Consider the following 20,395-nt stretch of genomic DNA (forward strand, 5'->3'; position numbering starts at 1 on the left):
TCACTGGCCCGCTCCCACCGGAAGCCGGGCCGCCACGCGGAACCCGCCGGCGGGCAGCGGACCGGCCTCCAGCGTGCCGCCCAGCAGCCGGGCCCGCTCCCGCATGCCGACGATGCCGCGCCCCGCGCCCGCGCCGGGGCGGCGTGGCGGTGCCGTGCCGTCGTCGACCACCGCCAGGCTCAGCACGCCGTCGCCGTAGCGGACGCTCACGTCGGCGCGGGTGGCGTGGCTGTGCCGCAACGCGTTGGTCAGCGACTCCTGGACGATCCGGTACGCGGACAGCTGCACCCCGCCGGGCAGCTCCTCGGCGCCGGCGTCCCGGTCCATCGTCACCTCCAGGCCCACCGCCCGGACGGCGTCGGCGAGGGCGTCGAGCTGCGCGAGGCCGGGCTGCGGTCCGTCCGGATCCGCGCCGCCGTCGGCGGCCAGCGCGTGCAGCATCGCCCGCAACTCGGTGAGCGCGGACCGGGCCGCCGCGTTGATCGCGCCGAGCGCGGCGCGGGCACGCTCCGGGTGCGCGTCGAAGACGTCCTCGGCGGCGGCGGCCTGCACGGCGATGACCGCCACGTGGTGGGCAACCACGTCGTGCAGCTCGCGGGAGATCCGCTCCCGCTCCCGGGTGAGCGCCTCCCGCTCCCGGTCGCGGCGGCGGTGGAAGTGCCCCCGCTGCAGCTCGCCGAGGGCCCAGCCGAGACCCAGCGCGGTCACCGCGAACAGCAGGTCCCGCCAGCCCCCGGTGACCAGCTCCCACGGCGTCGGCAGGAGCAGCAGCCCCAGCGCGACCAGCGAGAACCGGGGCGGCCGGAGCCGGGCGACGTACGCCAGCGGCACGTTGACCAGGCCCAGCCACCCGAGCGGGGGGCAGAGCACCTCCAACCCGACGCCGGCGAGGGCGGCCACCGCGAGCGCGTACCCCGGTCGCCGGCGGATCCACAGCAGACAGCTGGCCTGCGCGGCGGCGAGGCCGACCGCGGCGGCGGTCCCGGACGCCGAGCCCGGTGGGTTGCCGGGGGCGAGCACCACGGCCAGGGCGATGGCGAGCATCACGGCGGCGATGCCGCCGTCGAGCAGCAGCAGGAGACGGGAGCGGGGCCGGCAGGTCACGCCCCGGATGCTAGGCGGCGCACCCGCCCGGAATCATCGGTCGCCAGACGGAGATCCGGGCCGGGTCTGGTCCCCGGGAGGGAGGCGCGAACCGGTCCGCGGCGCGATCCGCGGGGACCGGCGCGGGCCTAGCGTTCCTGGTGACCGATCCCGCTGATGGAGGTACGCAGCCATGGACACCACGACCACCCCCGCCGTCATCGCCGCCCGTCCGGCGCGCCGCCGCGACCGCGCCCTGGCGGTCCTCGCCGCCCCCGCCGCGACCCTGGCGGTGTGGGCCGCCGCCGTTCCCGGGGCCGGGGTGGACCTGGTGGTGCGCAACGGCGGGAGCGAGCAGTCCGTGACCGCCGTGGCGGTCGGGGTCAGCACCCTGCTCGCCGGCCTGGCGGGGTGGGCGCTGCTGGCCCTGCTGGAGCGGTTCACCGCCCGGGCTCGGGCCGTCTGGACGGGCGCGGCGGCGCTGGTGCTGCTGCTGTCGCTGCTCGGCCCGGTGGGCGGGGGAGTGGGCACCGGGACGACGCTGACCCTGGTCGCGATGCACCTGGTGGCCGCCGCCGTGCTCGTCCCGCTGCTGCGGCGCACGGCCCGCGGGTGAGGGTGCCGGTCGGGGCTGTCGCCACGGGGGTGGGCAGCTCCGACCCGACCTTCCCGCGTCCGGCGCGGGCGGCCCGGCGGATGCCCCGGGCCGGCTGGTCGGACGGGCCGGGCGGGCTCAGCCGGCCGGGACCGGCTCCGGCAGCGGCTCGCCGGTCTCCAGCAGGCTCTTGAGGCTGGCCAGCAGCTCCGGCCAGCCGCCGCTGCCGTCGAGCTGGCCGCTGATGGCCCGGTGCATCTCGCTGTCCGGCGAGAAGTCGTCGTGGATCACCGTCAGCCGCACCGTCTCGCCGTGCGGGGTGAGGTCGAAGGTGACCTTCGAGCGGCGCTCGCCGAGCCGGACGGCCAACTCCTCGTCGGACCAGCCGAAGTGCGCGGCGTGCTCGGGCTGGAAGCCGTGCCAGGTGTACGCGAGCCGCCGGTGGGGCTCGGCCTCCAGCACCCGCTGCCCGAGGTCCTTCGGCTCGCGGTCGGGGGAGTCCTGCCAGAGCAGGGGCGAGCCGGGCCGCCAGTCGGAGACCAGGGTGACGCCGCCCCAGTAGCGCCGGGTGAACTCGGGCGCGGTGAGCGCCGTCCAGAGCCGCTCCGGTGTGGTGCGGATGTAGGTGGTGTAGACGAACGTCGGGCTTGCCATGGGCGGCCCCTCCAATGCTGTCTGCAGGTCGGCGAGGGCCTGTGCCCGGGCCCGGTCGTACCGGCCGATCCACCGGTCGGCGACGGCGTTGATCGGGGCGGCGTTGAGGTGGTGCAGCTTCTCCCGCCCGCGTCGCGTGGTGGTGACGAGGCCGGCCGCCTCCAGCACCGCGAGGTGCTTGCTCACCGACTGTCGGGTCATGTCGAGCCCGGCGCTCAGCTCGCGCAGGCTCTGTCCGTTGCGGACGTTGAGGCGGTCGAGCAGCCGGCGGCGGCTGGCGTCGGCCAGTGCCCGGAACACCTCGTCCATTCGTCCTCCGTCCGGAAAGGCAACCCCACGGCTGCCTGTTCCGAGGATAAGCAGCCGCCCGGTTGCCTGTCCAGCCCGCCCGGTCCTCGAAGCTAGCCTCCTAGGATGCTCTAGGCGATGTGTGGGTCCGCACGACGGAGAGAGCCCACGGAGGTAGGAGAGCGGGTGACGCTAGGGGAGGAGGCCGGCGCGTCGGGCGGCCACCACGACCTCCAGCCGGGTGTGCGCGCCGAGCTTGCGCATGGCCGAGCGCAGGTAGCTCTTCACCGTCTCGGGGCGCAGCCCGAGCTGCCCGGCCACGTCGGCGTTCGTGCAGCCCAGCGCGATGCAGGCCAGCACGTCCGTCTCCCGGGGTGAGAGGGCGACGGCCGCCGGCGGCCCGGGACGGCGCACCGCGCCGGCGAGCCGGTCGGCGACGGCGTCCAGGCGGTCGCGCAGCTCGGGATCGGCGATCCGCGTCAGCAGGCCGCGCAGCTCGGCGTGCGCCTGGCGGACCTGCTCCCACTCCGGCCCGGTCGGGTCCGGGCGGGGCGGCACGGCCGGCAGGGCGGCCAGCGCCGTCCGGGCGGCGTCCCGGTCCGCGAGGCGGCGTTCCAGGTCCCGCCCGGCGTCGACGGCGGCGGCGACCAGGCGGTCGCCGAGGGGCAGGCGCTGGCGTACCGCGCCGTAGAGGACCGCGCGGACCTCGCGGCGCACCACCACCGGCACGGCGAGCACCGAGCGCAGCCCCTCGACGGAGACCGGAGCGTCGTACTCGTGACTGATCGAGCGGGCCGCCGGGTAGTCGTCGACCCGCAGCGGCAGCCCGAGGGCGAGCGCCTTGCCGCCGAGGCCGGCGCCGGCGTGGATGGCGAGGCCGCGCAGCGCGGGCGTGCTGGTGCCGGTCAGCTCGGTGATGGTCATCCGGGGCGGGCCGCCCGGTGCGACCAGGCCGCCGAAGACGACCGGCAGGCCGGTGCGGCGGCGCAGGATCAGCAGGCCGCGCCGGACCTCGTCGGCGTCGTCTCGCGGGTAGAGCGTCACCACCTGGCCACCTCCCGCCGGCCACCCCCGTCCGGGGGTGGTGAGACGTGCGTCACCCGATCGAGGATCAGCGTACTGCGCGCGGCGCCGTCCCCCTCCCGGCCGCGCGCCCGGGACAGGAAGGACACCCCCATGGCCACCGCCGGCACCCGGGCCTTCCGCGAGGCGCGCGACTTCCTGCTCGCGCACCGGACGGACCACGAGACCGCGTACGAGAAGTTCCGCTGGCCCCGGCTGGACGAGTTCAACTGGGCGCTGGACTGGTTCGACGTGCTCGCCGAGGGCAACGACGACACCGCGCTGCGGATCGTCGAGGCGGCCGGCGGCGAGGGAAGCTGGTCGTACGCCGAGCTGTCCCGCCGCTCGAACCGGGTGGCGAACTGGCTGCGCGCCCGCGGCGTCCGCGCCGGGGACCGGCTCATCCTCATGGTGGGCAACCAGCTGGAACTCTGGGAGACCATCCTCGCCGCGATCAAGCTGCGCGCGGTGATCATCCCGGCCACGCCGCTGCTCGGCCCGGCCGACCTGGCCGACCGCCTGGCGCGCGGTGCGGCCCGGCACGTGGTGGTCGGGGCGGAGCACGCCGGCAAGTTCGCCGAGGTGGCCGGCGACTACACCCGCATCGCGGTCGGCGCCCCGGTCGAGGGGTGGCACGACTACGCCGACGCGTACGGCGCGGACGAGGTGTTCACCCCGGACGGGCCGACCCGGGCCGCCGACCCGCTGCTGCTCTACTTCACCTCGGGCACCACGGCCCGGCCGAAGCTGGTGGAGCACACCCACGCCTCGTACCCGGTGGGGCACCTGTCCACCATGTACTGGATCGGGCTGCGCCCCGGCGACGTGCACCTGAACATCTCCTCGCCGGGCTGGGCGAAGCACGCGTGGAGCAACGTGTTCGCGCCGTGGAACGCCGGCGCCACGGTGTTCGTCTACAACTCCTCGCGCTTCGACCCGGCGGGGCTGATGGCCGCCATGGACCGGTGCGGGGTGACCAGCTTCTGCGCGCCGCCGACGGTGTGGCGGATGCTGATCCAGGCCGACCTGACCCAGCTCGCCCGCCCGCCGCGCAGCGTGGTCGGCGCGGGGGAGCCGCTGAACCCCGAGGTGATCGAGCAGGTCCAGGCGGCCTGGGGGGTCACCGTCCGGGACGGGTACGGGCAGACCGAGACCACCGCGCAGATCGGCAACCCGCCCGGCGCGCCGGTGAAACCGGGCTCGATGGGGCGTCCACTGCCCGGCTACGTGGTGCGCCTCGTGGACCCGGTCACCGGGGAGGTGGGCGACGACGGGGAGGTCTGCCTGGACCTGGCGCACCGGCCGACCGCGCTCATGGTCGGCTACCACGGCGACGAGGAGTTGACCGCCACCGCGATGCGCGACGGCTGGTACCACACCGGTGACCTCGCCTCCCGGGACGCCGACGGCCACCTCACCTACGTGGGGCGCACCGACGACGTGTTCAAGGCGTCGGACTACCGGGTGTCGCCGTTCGAGCTGGAGAGCGTGCTGCTGGAGCACGAGGCGGTGGCCGAGGCGGCCGTGGTGCCGTCGCCGGACCCGGTGCGGCTGGCCGTGCCGAAGGCGTACGTGGTGCTCGCGCCCGGCTGGGCGCCGGGACCGGAGACCGCGGCGGCGCTGTTCGCGCACTCGCGGGACCGGCTGGCCCCCTACCTGCGGGTGCGGCGCTTGGAGTTCGCCGACCTGCCGAAGACCATCTCCGGCAAGATCCGCCGGACCGAGCTGCGGGCCGCCGAGCGGGCCAAGCACGGTGACGCGGAGGCGCGGCCGGCCGGCGAGTACCGCGAGGAGGACTTCCGATGAGCCTGCCCTCCTACGCGAGCGGGATCTCCGACGCGCCGCTGCTCGGCGACACCATCGGCGCGAACCTGGCCCGCGCGGTCGAGGCGTACCCGGACCGGGAGGCCCTGGTCGACTGCCCGAGCGGCCGGCGCTGGACGTACGCCGAACTCGGCCGCGCCGTGGGTGAGCTCGCCCGCGGCCTGTTGGCGGCGGGGGTGGCCAAGGGGGACCGGGTCGGCATCTGGGCGCCGAACTGCGCGGAGTGGGTCCTCGTGCAGTACGCCACCGCCGCGATCGGCGCGATCATGGTGAACATCAACCCGGCCTACCGGCGGCACGAGCTGGAGTACGTGCTGAACCAGTCCGGGGTGTGCCTGCTGGTCTCCTCGCCCGGCTACCGCAGCAGCGACTACCGGGGGATGGTCGCCGAGGTCCGCGGCGCCTGTCCGGCGCTGGGCACCGTGGTCTTCCTCGGCGAGTCGAGCTGGGACGACCTGCTGGCCGGCGGGGCGCCGGTGCCGGTCGAGCGGCTGGCCGCCCGGGCGGCGGAGCTGAGCTGCGACGACCCGATCAACATCCAGTACACCTCGGGGACCACGGGGTTCCCGAAGGGCGCGACGCTGTCGCACCACAACATCCTCAACAACGGCTACTTCGTGGGTGAGCTGGTCCGCTACACCGAGCGGGACCGGATCTGCCTGCCGGTGCCGTTCTACCACTGCTTCGGCATGGTGATGGGCAACCTGGCGGCCACCAGCCACGGCGCCTGCGTGATCATCCCGGCGCCCACCTTCGACCCGGCCGCGACGCTGCGGGCGGTCGCCGCCGAGCGGGCCACCTCGCTGTACGGGGTGCCGACCATGTTCATCGCCGAGCTGGCCCTGCCCGACTTCGCCGCCTACGACCTGTCCAGCCTGCGTACCGGCATCATGGCCGGCTCGCCGTGCCCGGTGGAGGTGATGAAGCGGGTCATCGACGGGATGCACATGGCTGAGGTGGCGATCTGCTACGGCATGACGGAGACGTCGCCGGTGTCCACCCAGACCCGGCACGACGACGACCCGGAGCGGCGGACCGCCACGGTGGGGCGGGTGCTGCCGCACGTCGAGGTGAAGGTGGTCGACCCGGCGACCGGGGTGACCGTGCCGCGCGGCGAGCCCGGGGAGCTGTGCACCCGCGGCTACTCGGTGATGCTCGGCTACTGGGACGAGCCGGAGAAGACCGCCGAGGCGATCGACGCGGCGCGCTGGATGCACACCGGCGACCTGGCGGTGATGCGCGACGACGGCTACCTGACCATCGTCGGCCGGATCAAGGACATGATCATCCGGGGCGGCGAGAACGTCTACCCGCGCGAGATCGAGGAGTTCCTCTACCGGCACCCGAAGATCTCCGACGTGCAGGTGGTCGGCGTCCCCGACGAGCGCTACGGCGAGGAGATCCTGGCCTGCGTGATCCTGCGCGACGGGCACGACACGCTCACCGTGGAGGAGATCGCCGAGTTCTGCCGGGACCGGCTGGCGCACTACAAGATCCCGCGGCACGTGCGGGTGATGGACGCCTTCCCCATGACGGTCAGCGGCAAGGTGCGCAAGGTGGAGCTGCGCCACGCCGGTCCCGCCTGACCGTCACTCCCCGGTGCGGCCGTCGGCCAGCTCGCGGACGATGTCGAGGTGGCCGGCGTGCCGGGCGTGCACCTCGCACCCCCGAGGTGCAGGGCAAGCCGATCGGCCTGGCAACCGCCGTGTCCGTGGTCCGGCACCGGTTCCGGCCCCGATCCTGAGGCGTATCCTGTGCGGTCTTCTTCGGGGAGGTTGGCGTGGGGCACGTGTTCGTCAGGCTGGCCGGGCACGGCGCCCGGCTGGTCCCGTACTGGCCGTACCGGTTCACCGGGTCCGCCGGCTCGTCGACGGTCCAGGCCACCGTCGTCGGCGACGGAGGTGAGCGGCGGGCGGTCGTCGGGCCCGGCGCCGCGTCGGTGCCCGGCGTGGTGGACGTCGACGCCGGGCCGGACGGGGACTGGCGGCTGGAGTTGGGGCCGTTCAGCCTCTGCTGGCCGGCGGGCTTCGCCGTGGAGTCACCTACCGAACCAGCGGACGGGACGCCGTGCTACCTGCTCGGCCCGGACCAGGCGATGATCTTCCCGCAGGGGCCGGTGCCGCTGGCCCGACTGACCGGGCCGGATGCCCTGGTTGCCCCAGGGCAGCGGGTCGTCCACCGGCGGGTGCTGGACGACGACATCGACGTGGTGGAACTCGCGTACGCGCACGACGGCGCCGCCTGGTGGCAGGCGCACTGGATCATCCCGGTCGGGCGCGATCTCGCGCTGGTCCTCACCGGACAGGCCCCGGCGGGGGCCGGCGCGGCGGTCCGGACCGCAGGCGACCGGATGGCCGTCACCGTCACCGGCGTGCACCACCCTGACGGTCAGTCCGCCTAGGAGCGTGTCTCAGTAACCGGCAACCCGCGTGTGTCTTGTGATCATGCATTCAGGATGATCCCGATATGCGTGATGGAAACGGGCCGTTCGAGCTGGTTGATGCTGTGGAACAGCCTGATCTCCGACACAGCCTGATCGAACAGGGCTCCCGCATTCGACCGTCCCTGCCATAGTGGGCGCATGCACTTGATCAAATATGGCCACGCCTGTGTGCGCTTGGAGGCGGACGACCGGGTGCTGGTGATCGACCCGGGGACGTTCTCGGAGGCCGAAGCGCTCGACGGGGTCGACGAGGTGCTGGTGACGCACGAGCACCCCGACCACCTCGACATCGCCAAGCTAGTGGCGGCGAGTCGGCGCAACTCCGCGTTCCGGGTGTACCTGCCGTCGGCAGCGATCGAGTCGGCCCCCGAGCTGGGCGGCGCAGCGGTCGCCGTCGATGCGGGGCAGCGGTTCACGGCGGCCGGGTTCGCCGTCGACGTCGTGGGCGGGGCACACGCCGAGATCTACGACGGTCTGCCCGGCTGCGCCAACGTCGGTTTCGTCGTCGACGGCACGGTCTACCACCCGGGCGACTCGCTGTTCGTCCCGCCGTCGCCGGTGGCGACGCTGCTCGTGCCGGCTGCCGCACCCTGGCTCAAGCTCTGCGAGGCGTTGGACTTCGTGCGGGCGGTGCGGCCGAAGCGGGCGTTCCCGATCCACGACGCCACGCTCAACGAGCTCGGCCAGGAGTACTTCGACGGCTGGTTGGACTTCAAGGGCGGCACCGAGTACGCACGCATCCCGGTCGGGGAGTCGGTGACAATCCGCTAAGACCGGAGAGGACGGCGCTCGAGGCGAGTGGCAACTGCTGGCCGCCTGCCACAACCTCCGCAAGATATTCCGCCACACCGGACCCGACGCTCTCGCCGCCACGATCGCCTGAACGACCCAGGCCGGGCCGACCGTCCCCAGTCGAGCCGGCCACCCGCCACCGACACGCCGGACCGGACAGACACCCGGCAACCGGCGATCACACCCACCCGGCCAGATACCCGTTGCCGACCCACGCCCCTAGCCTCGTAGGACGCCTAAGAGGGTGTGCGGTGGGCCGGCTACGCCGTTTGCGCTGACCTTGATGAAGTACGTGGTGCCCGGAAGCGGTGGTGCCCCCTCCTGCCCGGCGGTGGCGGTCGGGAGGGGGCCCGCTATCTGGTCAGGCGACCGGCTCGGGGGCGGCGCCCGCGCCGGTCTCGGTACGGGCTGCGGGGACGAGCCGGGGGTCGCCCGCGTCGGCGTGATAGTCGTCGGCGGTCGTGCCGTCGGTGCCGTCGGTCACCTTCGCGGCCCGCAGAATCAGCGTGCCCAGCACCGCGACCAGCAGGTTCACCAGTACGGCCACAAAGCCGACGTAGACCGTCCTGGTGGTGTCGAAGCCGAATTCTCCGAGGGAGAAGGCCGAGCCCCCGAAGTGCTGCCGGCCGTTCGCACCCGGGATCTGATAGAGCATCCACATGCCCAGGCCCATCCCGGCGATCCACCCGGCGATCAGCGCGCCTCGGTGGAACCAGCGGGTGTAGAGGCCCAGCGCCACCGCGGGCAGCGTCTGCAGGATGATGACCCCGCCGATCAACTGCAGGTCGATGGAGAATTGCGGGTCGAGGAAGACGATGCAGCCGACGGCACCGACCTTCACCACCAGTGAGGCGATCTTCGAGACGTTCGCCTCCTGGGCCGGGGAGGCGTCGCGCCGCAGATACTCCTTGTAGATGTTGCGGGTGAACAGGTTCGCCGCCGCGATCGACATGATCGCCGCCGGTACCAGGGCGCCGATCCCGATCGCGGCGAACGCGATCCCGGCGAACCACCCGGGGAACTGCTGGTCGAACAGGAGCGGCACGATGGTGTTGTTGTCCACCGAGCCCTCCTTGGCGCCTGGCAGCGGGGTTACCCCGGCCGCGATCGCCATGTAGCCGAGCAGTGCGATCAGCCCCAGGAGCAGGGTGTACGCGGGCAGCGCTGACATGTTCCGTCTGATCACGTCACGGTTCCGGCTGGCCAGCACGCCGGTCAGGCTGTGCGGATAGAGGAACAGCGCCAGGGCCGAGCCCAGCGCCAGGGTGATGTACTGCCACTGGTTGTTCGCATTGAGCAGGATCCCGTCACCCGGCGCGGGTGAGGCCTGAAACTTCGCGTCCGCTGCGTCGAAGATCTTTCCCCAGCCGCCCAACTTGTACGGGAGGTAGATGACCGTCACGAGGATCACGATGTAGATCAGAGAGTCCTTGACGAAGGCGATCAGCGCGGGCGCCCGCAGGCCGGACTGGTAGGTGTAGGCGGCCAGGATGGCGAAGGCGATGATGATGGGCAGATGCCGGGCGATGGTGCTCTCGCCGGTCACCCCCATCGTCTTGAGCACTGCCTCGATCCCGACAAGCTGGAGCGCGATGTACGGCATCGTGGCGGCGATGCCGGTGATTGCCACCAGCAGGGCCATCGTCGGCGAGCCGAACCGGGTCCGAACGAAGTCGGCCGGAGTGACGAAGCCGTGTCGATGCGACACCGACCAGAGCCGGACCAGCACGAGGAAGACGATGGGATAGACGATGATTGTGTACGGCACGGCGAAGAACCCCGCCGCGCCGGCGCCGAAGAGCAGCGCCGGCACCGCGACGAACGTGTAGGCCGTGTAGAGGTCACCACCGACGAGGAACCAGGTGATCCAGCCGCCGAAACTGCGCCCGCCCAGCCCCCACTCGTCGAGGTGTGCCATGTCCTTCGGCGCCCGCCAGCGCGCGGCAACGAACCCCATGGCGCTGACCAGGAGGAAGAGGAAGGTGAAGATGATGATTTCGGTGAGGTTGTCACGCCACATGGCCGTTCACCCCTGCCGCTTCGTCATCTGGTAGACCACCGTCGTGGTGGAGACACCGAGGACGATGAAGGCCAGTTGCAGCCAGTAGAAGGTCGGAAAACCCCACAGCCGCGGCGCGTCCCAGTTGAACAAGGGCGTGATCAACGGCACCACGATCGGTACGAACAACAGCCAGTTCCACGGGCTGCTGTCCTTGGCTCTGGCTCTCGGATTCGCCGGCACAGGCTGCTCCTGTTCGTGTCTGCGGGAGGGCATCGGTGCGATGTGCGGGATTCGGACTGGCCGGCGCGGTAGCCGGAGTCAGTGCGGACCGGGGCGCCCGGTACGCCGGTGGGCCAGGTAGGCGCAGACCAGGCACGCTGCGGTGAAGGGGACCCACGCCAGCTGGTACCAGTGGAAGAAGGGCACACCGAAGAGTCGCGGTTCGGCGCGGGCGAACACCGGCGTGGCCACCGCGCCCAGGACGGGCAGCGCCAGAGCGACCGCCTGTAGCCACGCCCAGGCGTGTGCAGGGCGTGCGCTCGGTGCCAGGACGTCGCCTTCCTCACCTGCGTCCATACGCGTCTCCCCTTCACCGTGGCGCTTGATTCTCATGTTTCGGAGTGGTTAACTCTCGATCAACTTCTCTTGCTCTGCTGCGTTCCTACCTGCTGGTTCCCTCACCACCTCAGTTGCGGTCCGAACCCGAAAGGTTTACCCGCATCGGATGTGGACCCCGCCAGCCGCATGGGAGGAACCAGCACATGGCAGAGTTCGCGGTCCGCAGTCAGACCGAACGTGGGAAGCGGACATGACAGCGGCGGTAGCCGCGGTCGTCGTCCTGTCGGCGTCCGTGGTCGCCCTCGTGGCCCTCCGTGGCCGCGGTCGCCGCCCGCTCGCCGGGCGCGACCTGACCGGCTGGGCCTTGGCCGACCGCAGCCACGGGCATCTGATGACGTGGTGCATCCTGGGCGGCACGATCTACACCGCGTACACGTTCCTGGCCGTTCCTGGGCTGGTGTTCGGCTCCGGCGGCGTCGGCTTCTACGCTCTGACGTACACGGTCGTGGTGTACGTGTTCGCCTTCATGGTCCTGCCACGACTGACCGGCATCGCGCGTACCCACGGCTACGTGACGGGGGCCGACTTCATCCGCGGCAGGTACGGCGCACCTGGTCTGGCGCTCGCGGTGGCAATCACCGGGATTCTGGCCACGATGCCGTACATCGCCCTGCAGTTGCTGGGCATCCGGGCGGTGCTCAGCGTGCTCGGGGTCGAGTCCGACGGTGTGGTGGGAGACCTGGTGCTCACCGTCGTGTTCGCGGTACTCGCCGTGTCGACCTACCGGCACGGTCTGCGGGCGCCCAGTGCCGTCTCCATCGGCAAGGCGATCCTGGTCACGGCGTCCGCCGTGTCGATCGCGGCGCTCGTGTGGACCCGGGTCGGTTCGCCGGGAGAGCTGTTCGCCGCGGCGGAGCAGACGATCACCGCGCGGGACAGCCGATTGAGCGTCGTGCTGGACCCGGCGCTGGGACCCGCGTACGTGTCGTTGGCACTGGGGTCAGCTCTGGCGCTGTTCGCGTTTCCGCACGTGCAGATGGTCGCTTTCTCAGCCCGCACCGACGACGTCGTTCGGCGGTCGACGGTGACGCTGCTCGGTTGGACCGGCCTGCTCGGCGTGTTCGCCGTGTTCGGTGTGGCCGCGCTCGCCTCGAACGTCGTGCCCCCTCCGGGACGGGCCGACCTCGCCGTACCGATGCTGGTGCAGGAGCTGGCACCAGCATGGCTGGCGGGGGCCGTGCTGGGCGCCCTGGTGGTGGCGGCGCTGGTACCGGCCGCCGTCATGTCGATCGGGGCTTCGGCCCTGTTCGCCCGCAACGTGTATGTGGAGTACGTCAACCCGACCGCCACCGCGGAGCAGGAGACCAGGGTGGCCCGGGTCGTGTCGCTGCTCGTGAAGCTTGGCGCCTTGGGCTTTGCCATGGGCCTGCACGATCAGAACGCCATCAACCTTCACCTGCTGGGCGCGGTGTGGGTCCTGCAGACGTTGCCGGCTCTCGTCCTCGGCCTGGCACGCCGGGCGCCGCATCGGTTCGCGCTGCTGACCGGCTGGTTCGCCGGGATGGTCGCGGGCACTGCGATGGTCGCCCACGGCGGCTTCTCACCAACGGTGCTGGTGTCCCTCGGGCCGGTCAAAACGCAGCTGTACGCGGGGCTGCTCGGGCTCGCGGTCAACCTTGCCGTCGTCGTCGTGGCCGGGTTGCTGCTGCGCCGGTGGGGACCCGGCCGAGGGCTCGATCGGACGGTGGACCGACGAAATACGCGGAGGCGGCCGGCGATCGTCTCGCGCTCGGTGCCGTCATGAACCTCGACCGACCGCAGCGCCCCGGTACCTTGGACCGTCGCGACAAGGATGCGCGATCCGAGATCGTCGGTCCTGACCCCGACCGCTCGCTGGCGGAGGGACCCGGCCTCGATCTCCGCGATGTGGAGCGCGAAGCCGCGATGGTCGCCCTTTTCGATGGACTGCACGCCCAACTCGTCCGCCTTGCCTTCCTGCTCGGTGCTGACCACGACGCCGAGGACCTCGTCTCGGAGGCGTTCTGCGAGCTGCATCGACGCTGGTACCGGCTGCGCGATCCGGCGGCGGCACCGCAATACCTGAGGTCGATAGTCTGTAACCTGACTCGTATGCACATCCGGCATCTGCAGGTGCGTCGCAGCCATGCCGGGGACGAGCTGCCTCCCGGCCAGGCCGGCGTCGTTGACTCGGCGGAATCGTCCGTGCTGCTCAGAGAGGATCAGCGAGCGGTGGTCGTGGCGCTGCGGCAACTGCCGGTGCGCCAGCGCGAGGCGCTGGTGCTGCGCTACTGGCTGGATCTGAAGGAAGCCGACATCGCCGGCGCCATGGGCATCAGCACCGGCGCGGTGAAGTCGCACATCTTCCGCGGCATGACCGCCCTGGCCGCGCTCATGGGCGCATCTCGATGAGTATCGACGAGACCGAGACCCGGTTGCGGGACACCCTCCAGGTTCTGGCAACCACCGCGGTCCCCTCCCCGGACGCGTACGCCAACGCCCGGGGCGAATGGCAGCGGCGGGAACGGCGCCGGCGGCTCGTCACCGTCATCCTGGCTCTGTTGCTGGTCGGCCTGGCCGATGTGGTCGGGCTGTGGGCGCTCAGCAACCACCACCACGACGAGCCGACGCGGTACGACCAGCCGGTGGACCACGGCAACGAGGTTCGGCTCGACAGCGTCGTGATCATTCCCTGACCCAGGTGTGCCCGTGGCGGGCCGGTCACGGGCCGGTGGCGCACGAAGGGCGAGCGCCCGCGGACTTCGCGAACGCTCGCCCTTGGCCTCGTGGCAGATGTCAGGCCATCTTGCCGGACAGTTTCCAGGCCGCGTCGACCAGCCGGTCGACGTCCTTGCTCTGGTGGAACAGGTGCGTGGAGATGCGGACGGGGCGGTGCGGCTGGGCCGATCCGATGACCGGGAAGTCGCTGTTGCGGATGGTGATTCCGTACTCGTCGCGCATCCGCGCGACGAACTCGGCCGACTTCTCCGCGTTGAGCACGTCGGTCCGATTGCGGAACGGGTTGAACGAGGTCAGGGCGCAGACCAGGCGCGGGTCGTCCTTCGGGGAGTACAACGATCCGACCCCCCACCGCTCGACGACGAGGTCCTTGAGGTACGACGACAGGCCGACGACGTGGTCCTCGATGCGCTGCCGTCCGATGCGGTCCCACACCCCGCAGACCGTCCTGACCCCCTCGTTCAAGGCAATGCTGCCGTTGCCGACGGACTGGAGGTAGGTGCCGATGTTGTAGCTTGCCGTGTCGGTCGACGAGCGGGGCGGTACGCCGCCTTCCTGCGGATAGCTGCTGGACACGACCGGCCAGAACTCGGGCAGGGGGTTCGGGTTGTACTGGGACAAGACCTTGTTGCGGATGTACAGCACGCCGGTTCCTCCCGGACCGCACTGCCACTTGGCGGCGGAGCCGGCAAGGAAGTCCACGCCAAGCTCGTGGAAGCTGTAGTTCATCATCCCGGGGATGTGGGCCCCGTCCACAACGCTGATCAGTCCGTGTTCCTGCGCGAGCTTGGCCAGCATCTGGATGGGCAGCATCGTCCCGGTCTTGTACGTCGGGGCGGAGAACAGCAGGACCTTGGTCCTGGCCGTGATCGCTCGCCGGAACAGCTCCACATAGTCCTCGGCCCGCTGGTCGTTGCCCACGGGCAGGGCCACCTTCCGGATGACCACGCCGTGTCGATCCCGCGCCAGGGCCATCGGGACGAGGCCGCCTCCGTGCTCGTGATTGGTCGTCAGGATCTCGTCACCCGCGCGCAGATTCAACCCGGCGATGATCTTCGACATGCCGTCACTGGTGTTATGCGAGATCACGAGCTCGTCCACGTCGCAGCCGTACCCACGAGCCGCGACGGCGCGGACGTCGGCGAAGTCGCTGTAGGCGGAGAGGGCGTCTCGGGCGACCTCTCGATTTGTCTTGTCCAGAGCGTCAAGGACCTCGCGGGGTGGGGAGCCGACCGTCCCCACGTTCATGAAGAGGACCTTCTTGTCGAGGGTGAACAGCTTCTCGACCTGGCGCCAGAAGTTCGCGTCGTTCGCGTGCGGCAACGACGACGATCCGGCCACGGTCAACGGGGCTGCCGTCACGGGAGAGGCGGCGGCGAAATTCAACCCGGCAGCACCCGCGACGGCGGCGCCCGCGCCGGCGCCCATGAACTGGAGAAGGCCTCGACGCGAAAGGCCCTTGGGCGGCATGTCCCCAGGGACTGGGGCCTTGGTGTTCAACACAGTAGTGTCCCCCTTCTTTGGTGAAGTCAACGCACCGCGATTGCGGAGATCTCGACCTTGGCGTCCTGCGGCACCCGTGCCACCTGAACAGTGGCCCGGGCCGGCGGCTTACTGCCGAAGAACTCGGCGTACGCGGTGTTGAAGCGGGCGAATTCATTGAGGTCTGCCACATAGACCGTGGTGCTGACGACGTTGTCCAGGGTCATTCCACCGGCCCGCAGCACCGCATCGAGGTTCCTCAGGACCTGGCGGGTCTGGTCCTCGATGGACGCGCCGGCCAGGAGCTTGTTCGTGACCGGGTCGATGGGAAGCTGGCCGGACAGGTACAGGGCGTCTCCCACAGCTATGGCCTGGGAGTACGGACCTATCGCGGCTGGGGCGTCCGGCGACGTCACCACCCGGTGACGCTTGCCACCGTTCTTCTGCTCGCTGGCGTTGGCGGCTGGTTCGTGTCCTGTGATGACGGCACCGGCTGTGCCAGCCAGCGCGCAGGCGAGAACTGCGGCAACCAGGCGAGTCCGTCGAAATCCGACAATGGAAAGTCTAGGAGACACGCGTCTCTCCGCTCTTCGTGGATGTCTGCCGACTTCCGCAGGCCTGCGAGGTTGTCGTCATCCGTAAGTTGCCTCCCACGCGCGTACGGTTTACCGCCTGCAGCTATTTGTTTGGCCGCGATGTCGGTGCCGGCGGTGCGGGTACGGGCATGATCAACGCTGGAGAGCCGGGCAGAGCGGCAATGAGAAGATGCCCGCCACCTCGGCGAGCTGAGGTGGATCCAGGCCCTAGCCGCGCCCCAGCCGCGCGGCCACCCGCTCGTGCAGTGCCGCCAGCGCCGGGCTGACCGTCGCGGTCAGCGGCGTCGGGTCGGCCAGCCGGCGGGCCGGCTCCGGTAGCCAGGCGAGATCGGCGTCGAAGCGGCCACGGGCGGCGCGAACCGCCTCGGCGGGGTCGGCGGGGTCAAGCCGGCGGCCACCGCGCATGACCGGCACCAGCAGCGGCTCCCGGCCGCCCGGTGGTGGCTCGTCGCGCAACCCCACCACATCCCCCGTCGCGCCGGCGGGATCGCGGAAGACCTGCTTGGCGGCGGGCAGCGTGGCCTTGCCCGGGGACAGCTTCAGCACCGGCCGGCCGCCGTAGGCGACCAGCTTGTAGGCGCTGTCCAGCGACGGCGCGTCGTAGGAGACGCCCATCTTGGTGCCCACGCCGTACCCGTCGATCGGTGCGCCCTGCGCCACGAGCCCCGCGATGACCGTCTCGTCGAGGCTGCCGCTGGCGATGATCGTGGCCTGCCGCAGCCCGGCGTCGTCCAGGATCGCCCGGGTCTGCCGGGCCAGTGCCCCGAGGTCGCCGGAGTCGAGCCGTACGCCGACCGGGCCGGTCAACCCGAGTTCGGCGATGACGTCGACGGCGGCCCGGACTCCCGCCGGCGTGTCGTAGGTGTCGACCAGGAAGATCGGGTTCGTGGGGAAGTCGGCGGCGAACGCACGGAACGCCGCCCGCTCGTCGGGGAACGCCTCCACGTACGAGTGGGCCATCGTCCCGGACGGGGCGAGCCCGTACCGCATGGCGGCCTCGACGTCGCTGGTCGCGGCGAAGCCGGCGATGGCCGACGCCCGTGCCACCCCTGCGCCGGCTTCGATGCCGTGGGTGCGGCGGAACGCGAAGTCGATCAGCTGCGCGCCGGCGGCGGCGAGCCGGCAGCGGGCCGCCTTGGTGGCCACCGTGGTGTGGAACGTGATCAGGTTCAGCACGGCGGTCTCCACCAGCTGCGCCTCCGCGATCGGCGCGGTGACCTCCAGCAGCGGCTCGTCGGCGAAGACCACGCGACCCTCCGGCACGGCCCACACGTCCCCGGTGAACCGCAGCCCGGCCAGCGCCGTGAGGGCCGCCTGGTCGAAACCGACGACGTCGCGCAGGTAGCCCAGCTCGGCGTCGTCGAAGGCGAAGCTCTCCAGGAACGCCAGCGCCTCGGCCAGCCCGGCGGCGACCAGGAAGCCGCGCTGGCGCGGCAGCCGGCGGACGAAGAGGCTGAACGTGGCGTGCTCCGTCATGTCCCGGCGCAGGTAGCTGGCCGCCATCCGCAGCTCGTACAGGTCGGTGCGCAGTCCCGTCATGCCACTTCCTCCACCACGCCCCCACTGTGATCCATCCGGTGGCGAGGCGTACGGGAAACGGAAGATCCGCCACGGGCGGTGGCCGCCCGCCGCCGGCGGCCCGGCAGGGGCGGGTCAGGCCCGCCAGAACTGGCGGGGCGCGTAGCCCTCGCGGCGCAGCCAGTGCTCGGTGTAGACGATCCGCTCCGCCGGCACCACCACGAGCGGCCCGGCCGGCGGCTCGTCCAGGGACCGGGACCGCTCCACGTGGTCGGACTGCCACCGGTAGGCCGGCCAGTGGTGGTCGAAGTCCGGGTCACCGGGGTGCAGCACCCGGGCCCGGCCGAAGACCTGCGCGCCGCGGCTGCTGGCCTGGCCGACCAGGGGCGCGAAGATCCCGATCGAGACGCGCGGGTCGGCGGCGAGGTTGCGCATCTTCGGCGAGTCGGCGACGGCCGTGAACATCAGGGTGAAGTCCAGGTGGAAGTAGCGCACCGGGGTGGCCAGCGGGCCGCCCGGGCCGGCGGTGGCCAGCACGCACATGTTCTGCGTGGAGAACAGCTGGAGGATGCGCTCCTGGAGGCGGTCGCGGTCGAGGCGGGCGGTGGGGGAGGGGCCGGCGAGCCAGGGGTTGGTGACGGGCATGGGTGATCTTCTCATGCCCGGCGACCGGGTCGACGCTGCGCCGTTGCCGGAGTTGATCACATCGCGTAGCGTCGTCGACCGTGAACACCGGACCGGCGCCACGCCACGCACGGATCGGCGACCCGGTGGACGGCTGATCGCCGGGCGGGTGCGGAACAGGCACCCCCTCGGTTCGGCACGCGGGCCTCCCCGCGCCTTCGCGCGACAGGTCCCGTTCAGTGCCGAACAACAGCGAGGTCAGCCGAATGACAGTCATGTTCAACCACACCATCATCGCCGCCAAGGACCGCGACGAGTCGGCCCGATTCTTCCGGGAGTTGCTGGAAGTGCCCGAAGCCCCGTCCTGGGGCGTGTTCACCAACATCCAGCTCGACGGTGGCGTACTGCTCCAGTTCGCCGAGCCGCCGGTGGAGATCCAGATGCAGCACTACGCCTTCCTGGTCGACGAGGACCTGTTCGACCGGGCGTACCGGCGGCTGTGCGACCGCGGCATCACGCACTGGGCCGATCCGCAGATGCGCCGCCCCGGCGAGATCAACAATGAGCACGGTGGTCGCGGCGTCTACGTCAAGGATCCCGCGGGTCACGCGATCGAGTTGATCACCCGCCCGTACCTGTAGCCGGGATGCTCGCCAGCCGGGCCGACCGGGAACCCCGTCGGTCCGGCCGGTGGGTTCGTGGGCGCGCGGCTGGACGAGTGCCGCCGGATGCTCGACCGGTACGCCGACGCGGGCGGCAATGTGGTCGACGGCCGCCGCTGACCGGGGCGGGACGCGCGGAAACCCGGTTCGGGTGACACTCGACCCCTGGTAGGTTCGCTCGCCGTGACGGGGACGGCGGGGGATCGGCTCGACGGGCGGTTCGCCCGGCTCTGGACGGCCAGCACCATGTCGGCGCTGGGCAGCGGGATGGTCACGGTGGCCGCCCCGCTCTACGTGGCCTCGCAGACCGACGACCCGTTGACCGTCTCGGCCGGCGCCGCGGTGGCCTGGCTGCCGTGGCTGCTGTTCGCGCTGCCCGGCGGGGTGCTGGTGGACCGGGTGGACCGGCGCCGGCTCATGGTGGTCATCGACTGGCTGCGGGTGGCCGTGCTGGCCGTGCTGGCCGCGGCGCTGGTCACCGACCGGGCCGGGGTGCCGTTGCTCTACGCGGTGCTGTTCGTGGTCAACACCGGCGAGGTGGTGTTCCGCACCGCCGCCCAGGCGGTCGTGCCGGCCGTGGTGCCCCGGTCCCGCCTCGAACGCGCCAACGGCTGGCTGGGCGGGGGCACCCAGATCATGCAGAACATGGTCGCCGGGCCGCTCGGCGGCTTCCTCTTCGTGCTGGCCGCGGCCATCCCGTTCGCCGTGAACGCCGGCACGTACGCGCTCAGCGCCGTCCTCGTCGGCCTGCTCGCCGACTCGTACCGGGGCGCGCCGCAGGCGGGCGGGCGCCGGTCGGTGCGCGAGGAGGTCGCCGAGGGGTTCCGGTGGCTGCTGTCCCAGCGGCTGCTGCGCACCATGGCCCTGCTCATCGGGCTGCTCAACGTCACGCTGACCGCCGCCCTCGCGGTGCTCGTGCTGCTCGCCACCGACCGGCTCGGCCTCGGCTCGGTCGGCTACGGCGCGCTGTTCACCTGCATGGCCGTGGGTGGGCTGCTCGGCTCGGCGGTCGGTGACCGGCTGGTCGCCACCATCACCGCGACGTGGACCGTCCGGGTGGGCCTGCTGATCGAGGCGGGCCTGCACCTGGCCCTGGCCGCCTCGCGCAGCGCCGTGGTGGTCGGTCTGGCGCTGTTCGCCTTCGGGGTGCATGGCGCGTTGTGGAACATGGTCGCCAACTCGCTGCGCCAGCGGCTCACCCCGCCCGCGCTGATGGGCCGGGTGGGCAGCACCACCCTGTTCATCGCGGCGGGCGGCAACTGCGTCGGCGCGCTGCTCGGCGGCCTGCTCGCCGACCGGTACGGGATCACCGCGCCCTACTGGGTGGGGCTCGTGGTGGCGGTCGGGGTGATCGCCGCGACCTGGCGGGTCTTCGACCGGGCCACGGTGGCCGCCGCGTACGCCGACCCGGCCCCGGACGGCCGGGACACCCCGGCCGCCGTCGTCTGAGGCCTC

20 protein-coding genes are annotated in these 20,395 nt (G+C 71.7%); 10 read left to right on the forward strand and 10 right to left on the reverse strand.

Translation table 11 applies throughout. The features are described from left to right. Nucleotides 1-1,104 carry a sensor histidine kinase gene (locus tag RMN56_RS26145; protein WP_313720270.1) on the reverse strand — a complete coding sequence of 368 codons (1,104 nt, stop codon included), beginning with the start codon at nucleotides 1,102-1,104 and terminating at the stop codon, nucleotides 1-3. 172 nt (nucleotides 1,105-1,276) lie between these two features. Between RMN56_RS26145 and RMN56_RS26150 the strand changes: the two genes are divergently transcribed. After that, nucleotides 1,277-1,699, forward strand: a complete 423-nt coding sequence (locus tag RMN56_RS26150) for a DUF6069 family protein (RefSeq protein ID WP_313720272.1) — start codon at nucleotides 1,277-1,279, stop codon at nucleotides 1,697-1,699. Nucleotides 1,700-1,816: 117 nt separating this feature from the next. Here RMN56_RS26150 and RMN56_RS26155 read toward each other — a convergent pair whose 3' ends face one another. Together RMN56_RS26155 and RMN56_RS26160 are read right to left on the reverse strand one after the other, a co-directional pair. Then, on the reverse strand, nucleotides 1,817-2,641 hold the full coding sequence (locus tag RMN56_RS26155) for an ArsR/SmtB family transcription factor (protein WP_313720274.1): 825 nt from the start codon (nucleotides 2,639-2,641) through the stop codon (nucleotides 1,817-1,819). A gap of 171 nt (nucleotides 2,642-2,812) precedes the next feature. Continuing rightward, nucleotides 2,813-3,667, reverse strand: coding sequence for a helix-turn-helix transcriptional regulator (locus tag RMN56_RS26160; RefSeq protein WP_313720275.1), 855 nt, complete (start codon nucleotides 3,665-3,667; stop codon nucleotides 2,813-2,815). A 129-nt stretch (nucleotides 3,668-3,796) separates the two neighbouring features. Between RMN56_RS26160 and RMN56_RS26165 the strand changes: the two genes are divergently transcribed. The 4 genes from RMN56_RS26165 (at nucleotide 3,797) to RMN56_RS26180 (ending at nucleotide 8,720) form a co-directional block, all read left to right on the forward strand. Further along, nucleotides 3,797-5,488, forward strand: coding sequence for an AMP-binding protein (locus tag RMN56_RS26165; RefSeq protein WP_313720276.1), 1,692 nt, complete (start codon nucleotides 3,797-3,799; stop codon nucleotides 5,486-5,488). Beyond that, the gene (locus RMN56_RS26170) at nucleotides 5,485-7,092 is read left to right on the forward strand and encodes an AMP-binding protein (RefSeq protein ID WP_313720277.1); all 1,608 of its coding nucleotides are present in this window, start codon (nucleotides 5,485-5,487) and stop codon (nucleotides 7,090-7,092) included. The genes RMN56_RS26165 and RMN56_RS26170 overlap by 4 nt, the downstream gene beginning before the upstream one ends. 194 nt (nucleotides 7,093-7,286) lie before the next feature. After that, nucleotides 7,287-7,907, forward strand: a complete 621-nt coding sequence (locus RMN56_RS26175) for a hypothetical protein (protein ID WP_313720278.1) — start codon at nucleotides 7,287-7,289, stop codon at nucleotides 7,905-7,907. A gap of 180 nt (nucleotides 7,908-8,087) precedes the next feature. After that, nucleotides 8,088-8,720 carry an MBL fold metallo-hydrolase gene (locus RMN56_RS26180; RefSeq protein ID WP_313720279.1) on the forward strand — a complete coding sequence of 211 codons (633 nt, stop codon included), beginning with the start codon at nucleotides 8,088-8,090 and terminating at the stop codon, nucleotides 8,718-8,720. Between the two features lie 382 nt (nucleotides 8,721-9,102). On the opposite strand, the gene mctP is transcribed toward RMN56_RS26180, so the two are convergent. From mctP to RMN56_RS26195, 3 genes are read right to left on the reverse strand one after another with little or no spacing between them, the layout of a single operon-like run. Next, the gene (mctP, locus tag RMN56_RS26185) at nucleotides 9,103-10,761 is read right to left on the reverse strand and encodes a monocarboxylate uptake permease MctP (protein ID WP_313720280.1); all 1,659 of its coding nucleotides are present in this window, start codon (nucleotides 10,759-10,761) and stop codon (nucleotides 9,103-9,105) included. Nucleotides 10,762-10,767: 6 nt separating this feature from the next. After that, nucleotides 10,768-11,016, reverse strand: a complete 249-nt coding sequence (locus RMN56_RS26190; RefSeq protein WP_313720281.1) for a DUF3311 domain-containing protein — start codon at nucleotides 11,014-11,016, stop codon at nucleotides 10,768-10,770. A gap of 45 nt (nucleotides 11,017-11,061) precedes the next feature. Then, nucleotides 11,062-11,319 carry a DUF3311 domain-containing protein gene (locus RMN56_RS26195; RefSeq protein WP_313720282.1) on the reverse strand — a complete coding sequence of 86 codons (258 nt, stop codon included), beginning with the start codon at nucleotides 11,317-11,319 and terminating at the stop codon, nucleotides 11,062-11,064. A 232-nt stretch (nucleotides 11,320-11,551) separates the two neighbouring features. On the opposite strand from RMN56_RS26195, the gene RMN56_RS26200 reads away from it, so the two are divergent. From RMN56_RS26200 to RMN56_RS26210, 3 genes are read left to right on the forward strand one after another with little or no spacing between them, the layout of a single operon-like run. Then, complete coding sequence (locus RMN56_RS26200; protein ID WP_313720283.1) at nucleotides 11,552-13,105, forward strand: sodium:solute symporter family protein; 1,554 nt, start codon at nucleotides 11,552-11,554, stop codon at nucleotides 13,103-13,105. Continuing rightward, nucleotides 13,102-13,731: an RNA polymerase sigma factor gene (locus tag RMN56_RS26205; protein ID WP_313720284.1), complete on the forward strand. Its 630-nt coding sequence runs from the start codon at nucleotides 13,102-13,104 to the stop codon at nucleotides 13,729-13,731. Before RMN56_RS26200 ends, RMN56_RS26205 begins: the two co-directional genes overlap by 4 nt. Beyond that, on the forward strand, nucleotides 13,728-14,015 hold the full coding sequence (locus RMN56_RS26210; protein WP_313720285.1) for a hypothetical protein: 288 nt from the start codon (nucleotides 13,728-13,730) through the stop codon (nucleotides 14,013-14,015). The genes RMN56_RS26205 and RMN56_RS26210 overlap by 4 nt, the downstream gene beginning before the upstream one ends. A 100-nt stretch (nucleotides 14,016-14,115) precedes the next feature. On the opposite strand, the gene RMN56_RS26215 is transcribed toward RMN56_RS26210, so the two are convergent. The 4 genes from RMN56_RS26215 to RMN56_RS26230 form a co-directional block, all read right to left on the reverse strand. After that, a complete protein-coding gene (locus RMN56_RS26215; protein ID WP_313720286.1) occupies nucleotides 14,116-15,558 on the reverse strand; it encodes an aminotransferase class V-fold PLP-dependent enzyme in 1,443 nt (480 codons plus the stop codon). Between the two features lie 29 nt (nucleotides 15,559-15,587). After that, nucleotides 15,588-16,115 carry a RidA family protein gene (locus RMN56_RS26220; protein ID WP_313720287.1) on the reverse strand — a complete coding sequence of 176 codons (528 nt, stop codon included), beginning with the start codon at nucleotides 16,113-16,115 and terminating at the stop codon, nucleotides 15,588-15,590. A 228-nt stretch (nucleotides 16,116-16,343) separates the two neighbouring features. Continuing rightward, a complete protein-coding gene (locus RMN56_RS26225; RefSeq protein ID WP_313720288.1) occupies nucleotides 16,344-17,675 on the reverse strand; it encodes a nicotinate phosphoribosyltransferase in 1,332 nt (443 codons plus the stop codon). A gap of 114 nt (nucleotides 17,676-17,789) precedes the next feature. Continuing rightward, a complete protein-coding gene (locus RMN56_RS26230; protein WP_313720289.1) occupies nucleotides 17,790-18,299 on the reverse strand; it encodes a pyridoxamine 5'-phosphate oxidase family protein in 510 nt (169 codons plus the stop codon). Between the two features lie 245 nt (nucleotides 18,300-18,544). Between RMN56_RS26230 and RMN56_RS26235 the strand changes: the two genes are divergently transcribed. Continuing rightward, entirely contained in the window at nucleotides 18,545-18,919 is a 375-nt protein-coding gene (locus RMN56_RS26235) for a VOC family protein (RefSeq protein WP_313720290.1), read from the forward strand. Nucleotides 18,920-19,123: 204 nt separating this feature from the next. Continuing rightward, entirely contained in the window at nucleotides 19,124-20,389 is a 1,266-nt protein-coding gene (locus RMN56_RS26240) for an MFS transporter (protein ID WP_313720291.1), read from the forward strand. The last annotated feature ends 6 nt before the right edge of the window (nucleotides 20,390-20,395 follow it).

Origin of the sequence: Micromonospora halotolerans (assembly GCF_032108445.1) — a bacterium.
Classification (GTDB): Bacteria; Actinomycetota; Actinomycetes; order Mycobacteriales; family Micromonosporaceae; genus Micromonospora; species Micromonospora halotolerans.

Excerpts from the sequence above, each read along its gene's own strand:
- RMN56_RS26200 (WP_313720283.1), top strand. The coding sequence starts at position 11,552 with ATGACAGCGGCGGTAGCCGCGGTCGTCGTCCTGTCGGCGTCCGTGGTC.
- RMN56_RS26205 (WP_313720284.1), top strand. The coding sequence starts at position 13,102 with ATGAACCTCGACCGACCGCAGCGCCCCGGTACCTTGGACCGTCGCGAC.
- RMN56_RS26180 (WP_313720279.1), top strand. The coding sequence starts at position 8,088 with ATGCACTTGATCAAATATGGCCACGCCTGTGTGCGCTTGGAGGCGGAC.
- mctP (WP_313720280.1), bottom strand. The coding sequence starts at position 10,761 with ATGTGGCGTGACAACCTCACCGAAATCATCATCTTCACCTTCCTCTTC.
- RMN56_RS26195 (WP_313720282.1), bottom strand. The coding sequence starts at position 11,319 with ATGGACGCAGGTGAGGAAGGCGACGTCCTGGCACCGAGCGCACGCCCT.
- RMN56_RS26190 (WP_313720281.1), bottom strand. The coding sequence starts at position 11,016 with ATGCCCTCCCGCAGACACGAACAGGAGCAGCCTGTGCCGGCGAATCCG.
- RMN56_RS26150 (WP_313720272.1), top strand. The coding sequence starts at position 1,277 with ATGGACACCACGACCACCCCCGCCGTCATCGCCGCCCGTCCGGCGCGC.
- RMN56_RS26170 (WP_313720277.1), top strand. The coding sequence starts at position 5,485 with ATGAGCCTGCCCTCCTACGCGAGCGGGATCTCCGACGCGCCGCTGCTC.
- RMN56_RS26210 (WP_313720285.1), top strand. The coding sequence starts at position 13,728 with ATGAGTATCGACGAGACCGAGACCCGGTTGCGGGACACCCTCCAGGTT.
- RMN56_RS26155 (WP_313720274.1), bottom strand. The coding sequence starts at position 2,641 with ATGGACGAGGTGTTCCGGGCACTGGCCGACGCCAGCCGCCGCCGGCTG.
- RMN56_RS26225 (WP_313720288.1), bottom strand. The coding sequence starts at position 17,675 with ATGACGGGACTGCGCACCGACCTGTACGAGCTGCGGATGGCGGCCAGC.
- RMN56_RS26235 (WP_313720290.1), top strand. The coding sequence starts at position 18,545 with ATGACAGTCATGTTCAACCACACCATCATCGCCGCCAAGGACCGCGAC.
- RMN56_RS26230 (WP_313720289.1), bottom strand. The coding sequence starts at position 18,299 with ATGCCCGTCACCAACCCCTGGCTCGCCGGCCCCTCCCCCACCGCCCGC.
- RMN56_RS26165 (WP_313720276.1), top strand. The coding sequence starts at position 3,797 with ATGGCCACCGCCGGCACCCGGGCCTTCCGCGAGGCGCGCGACTTCCTG.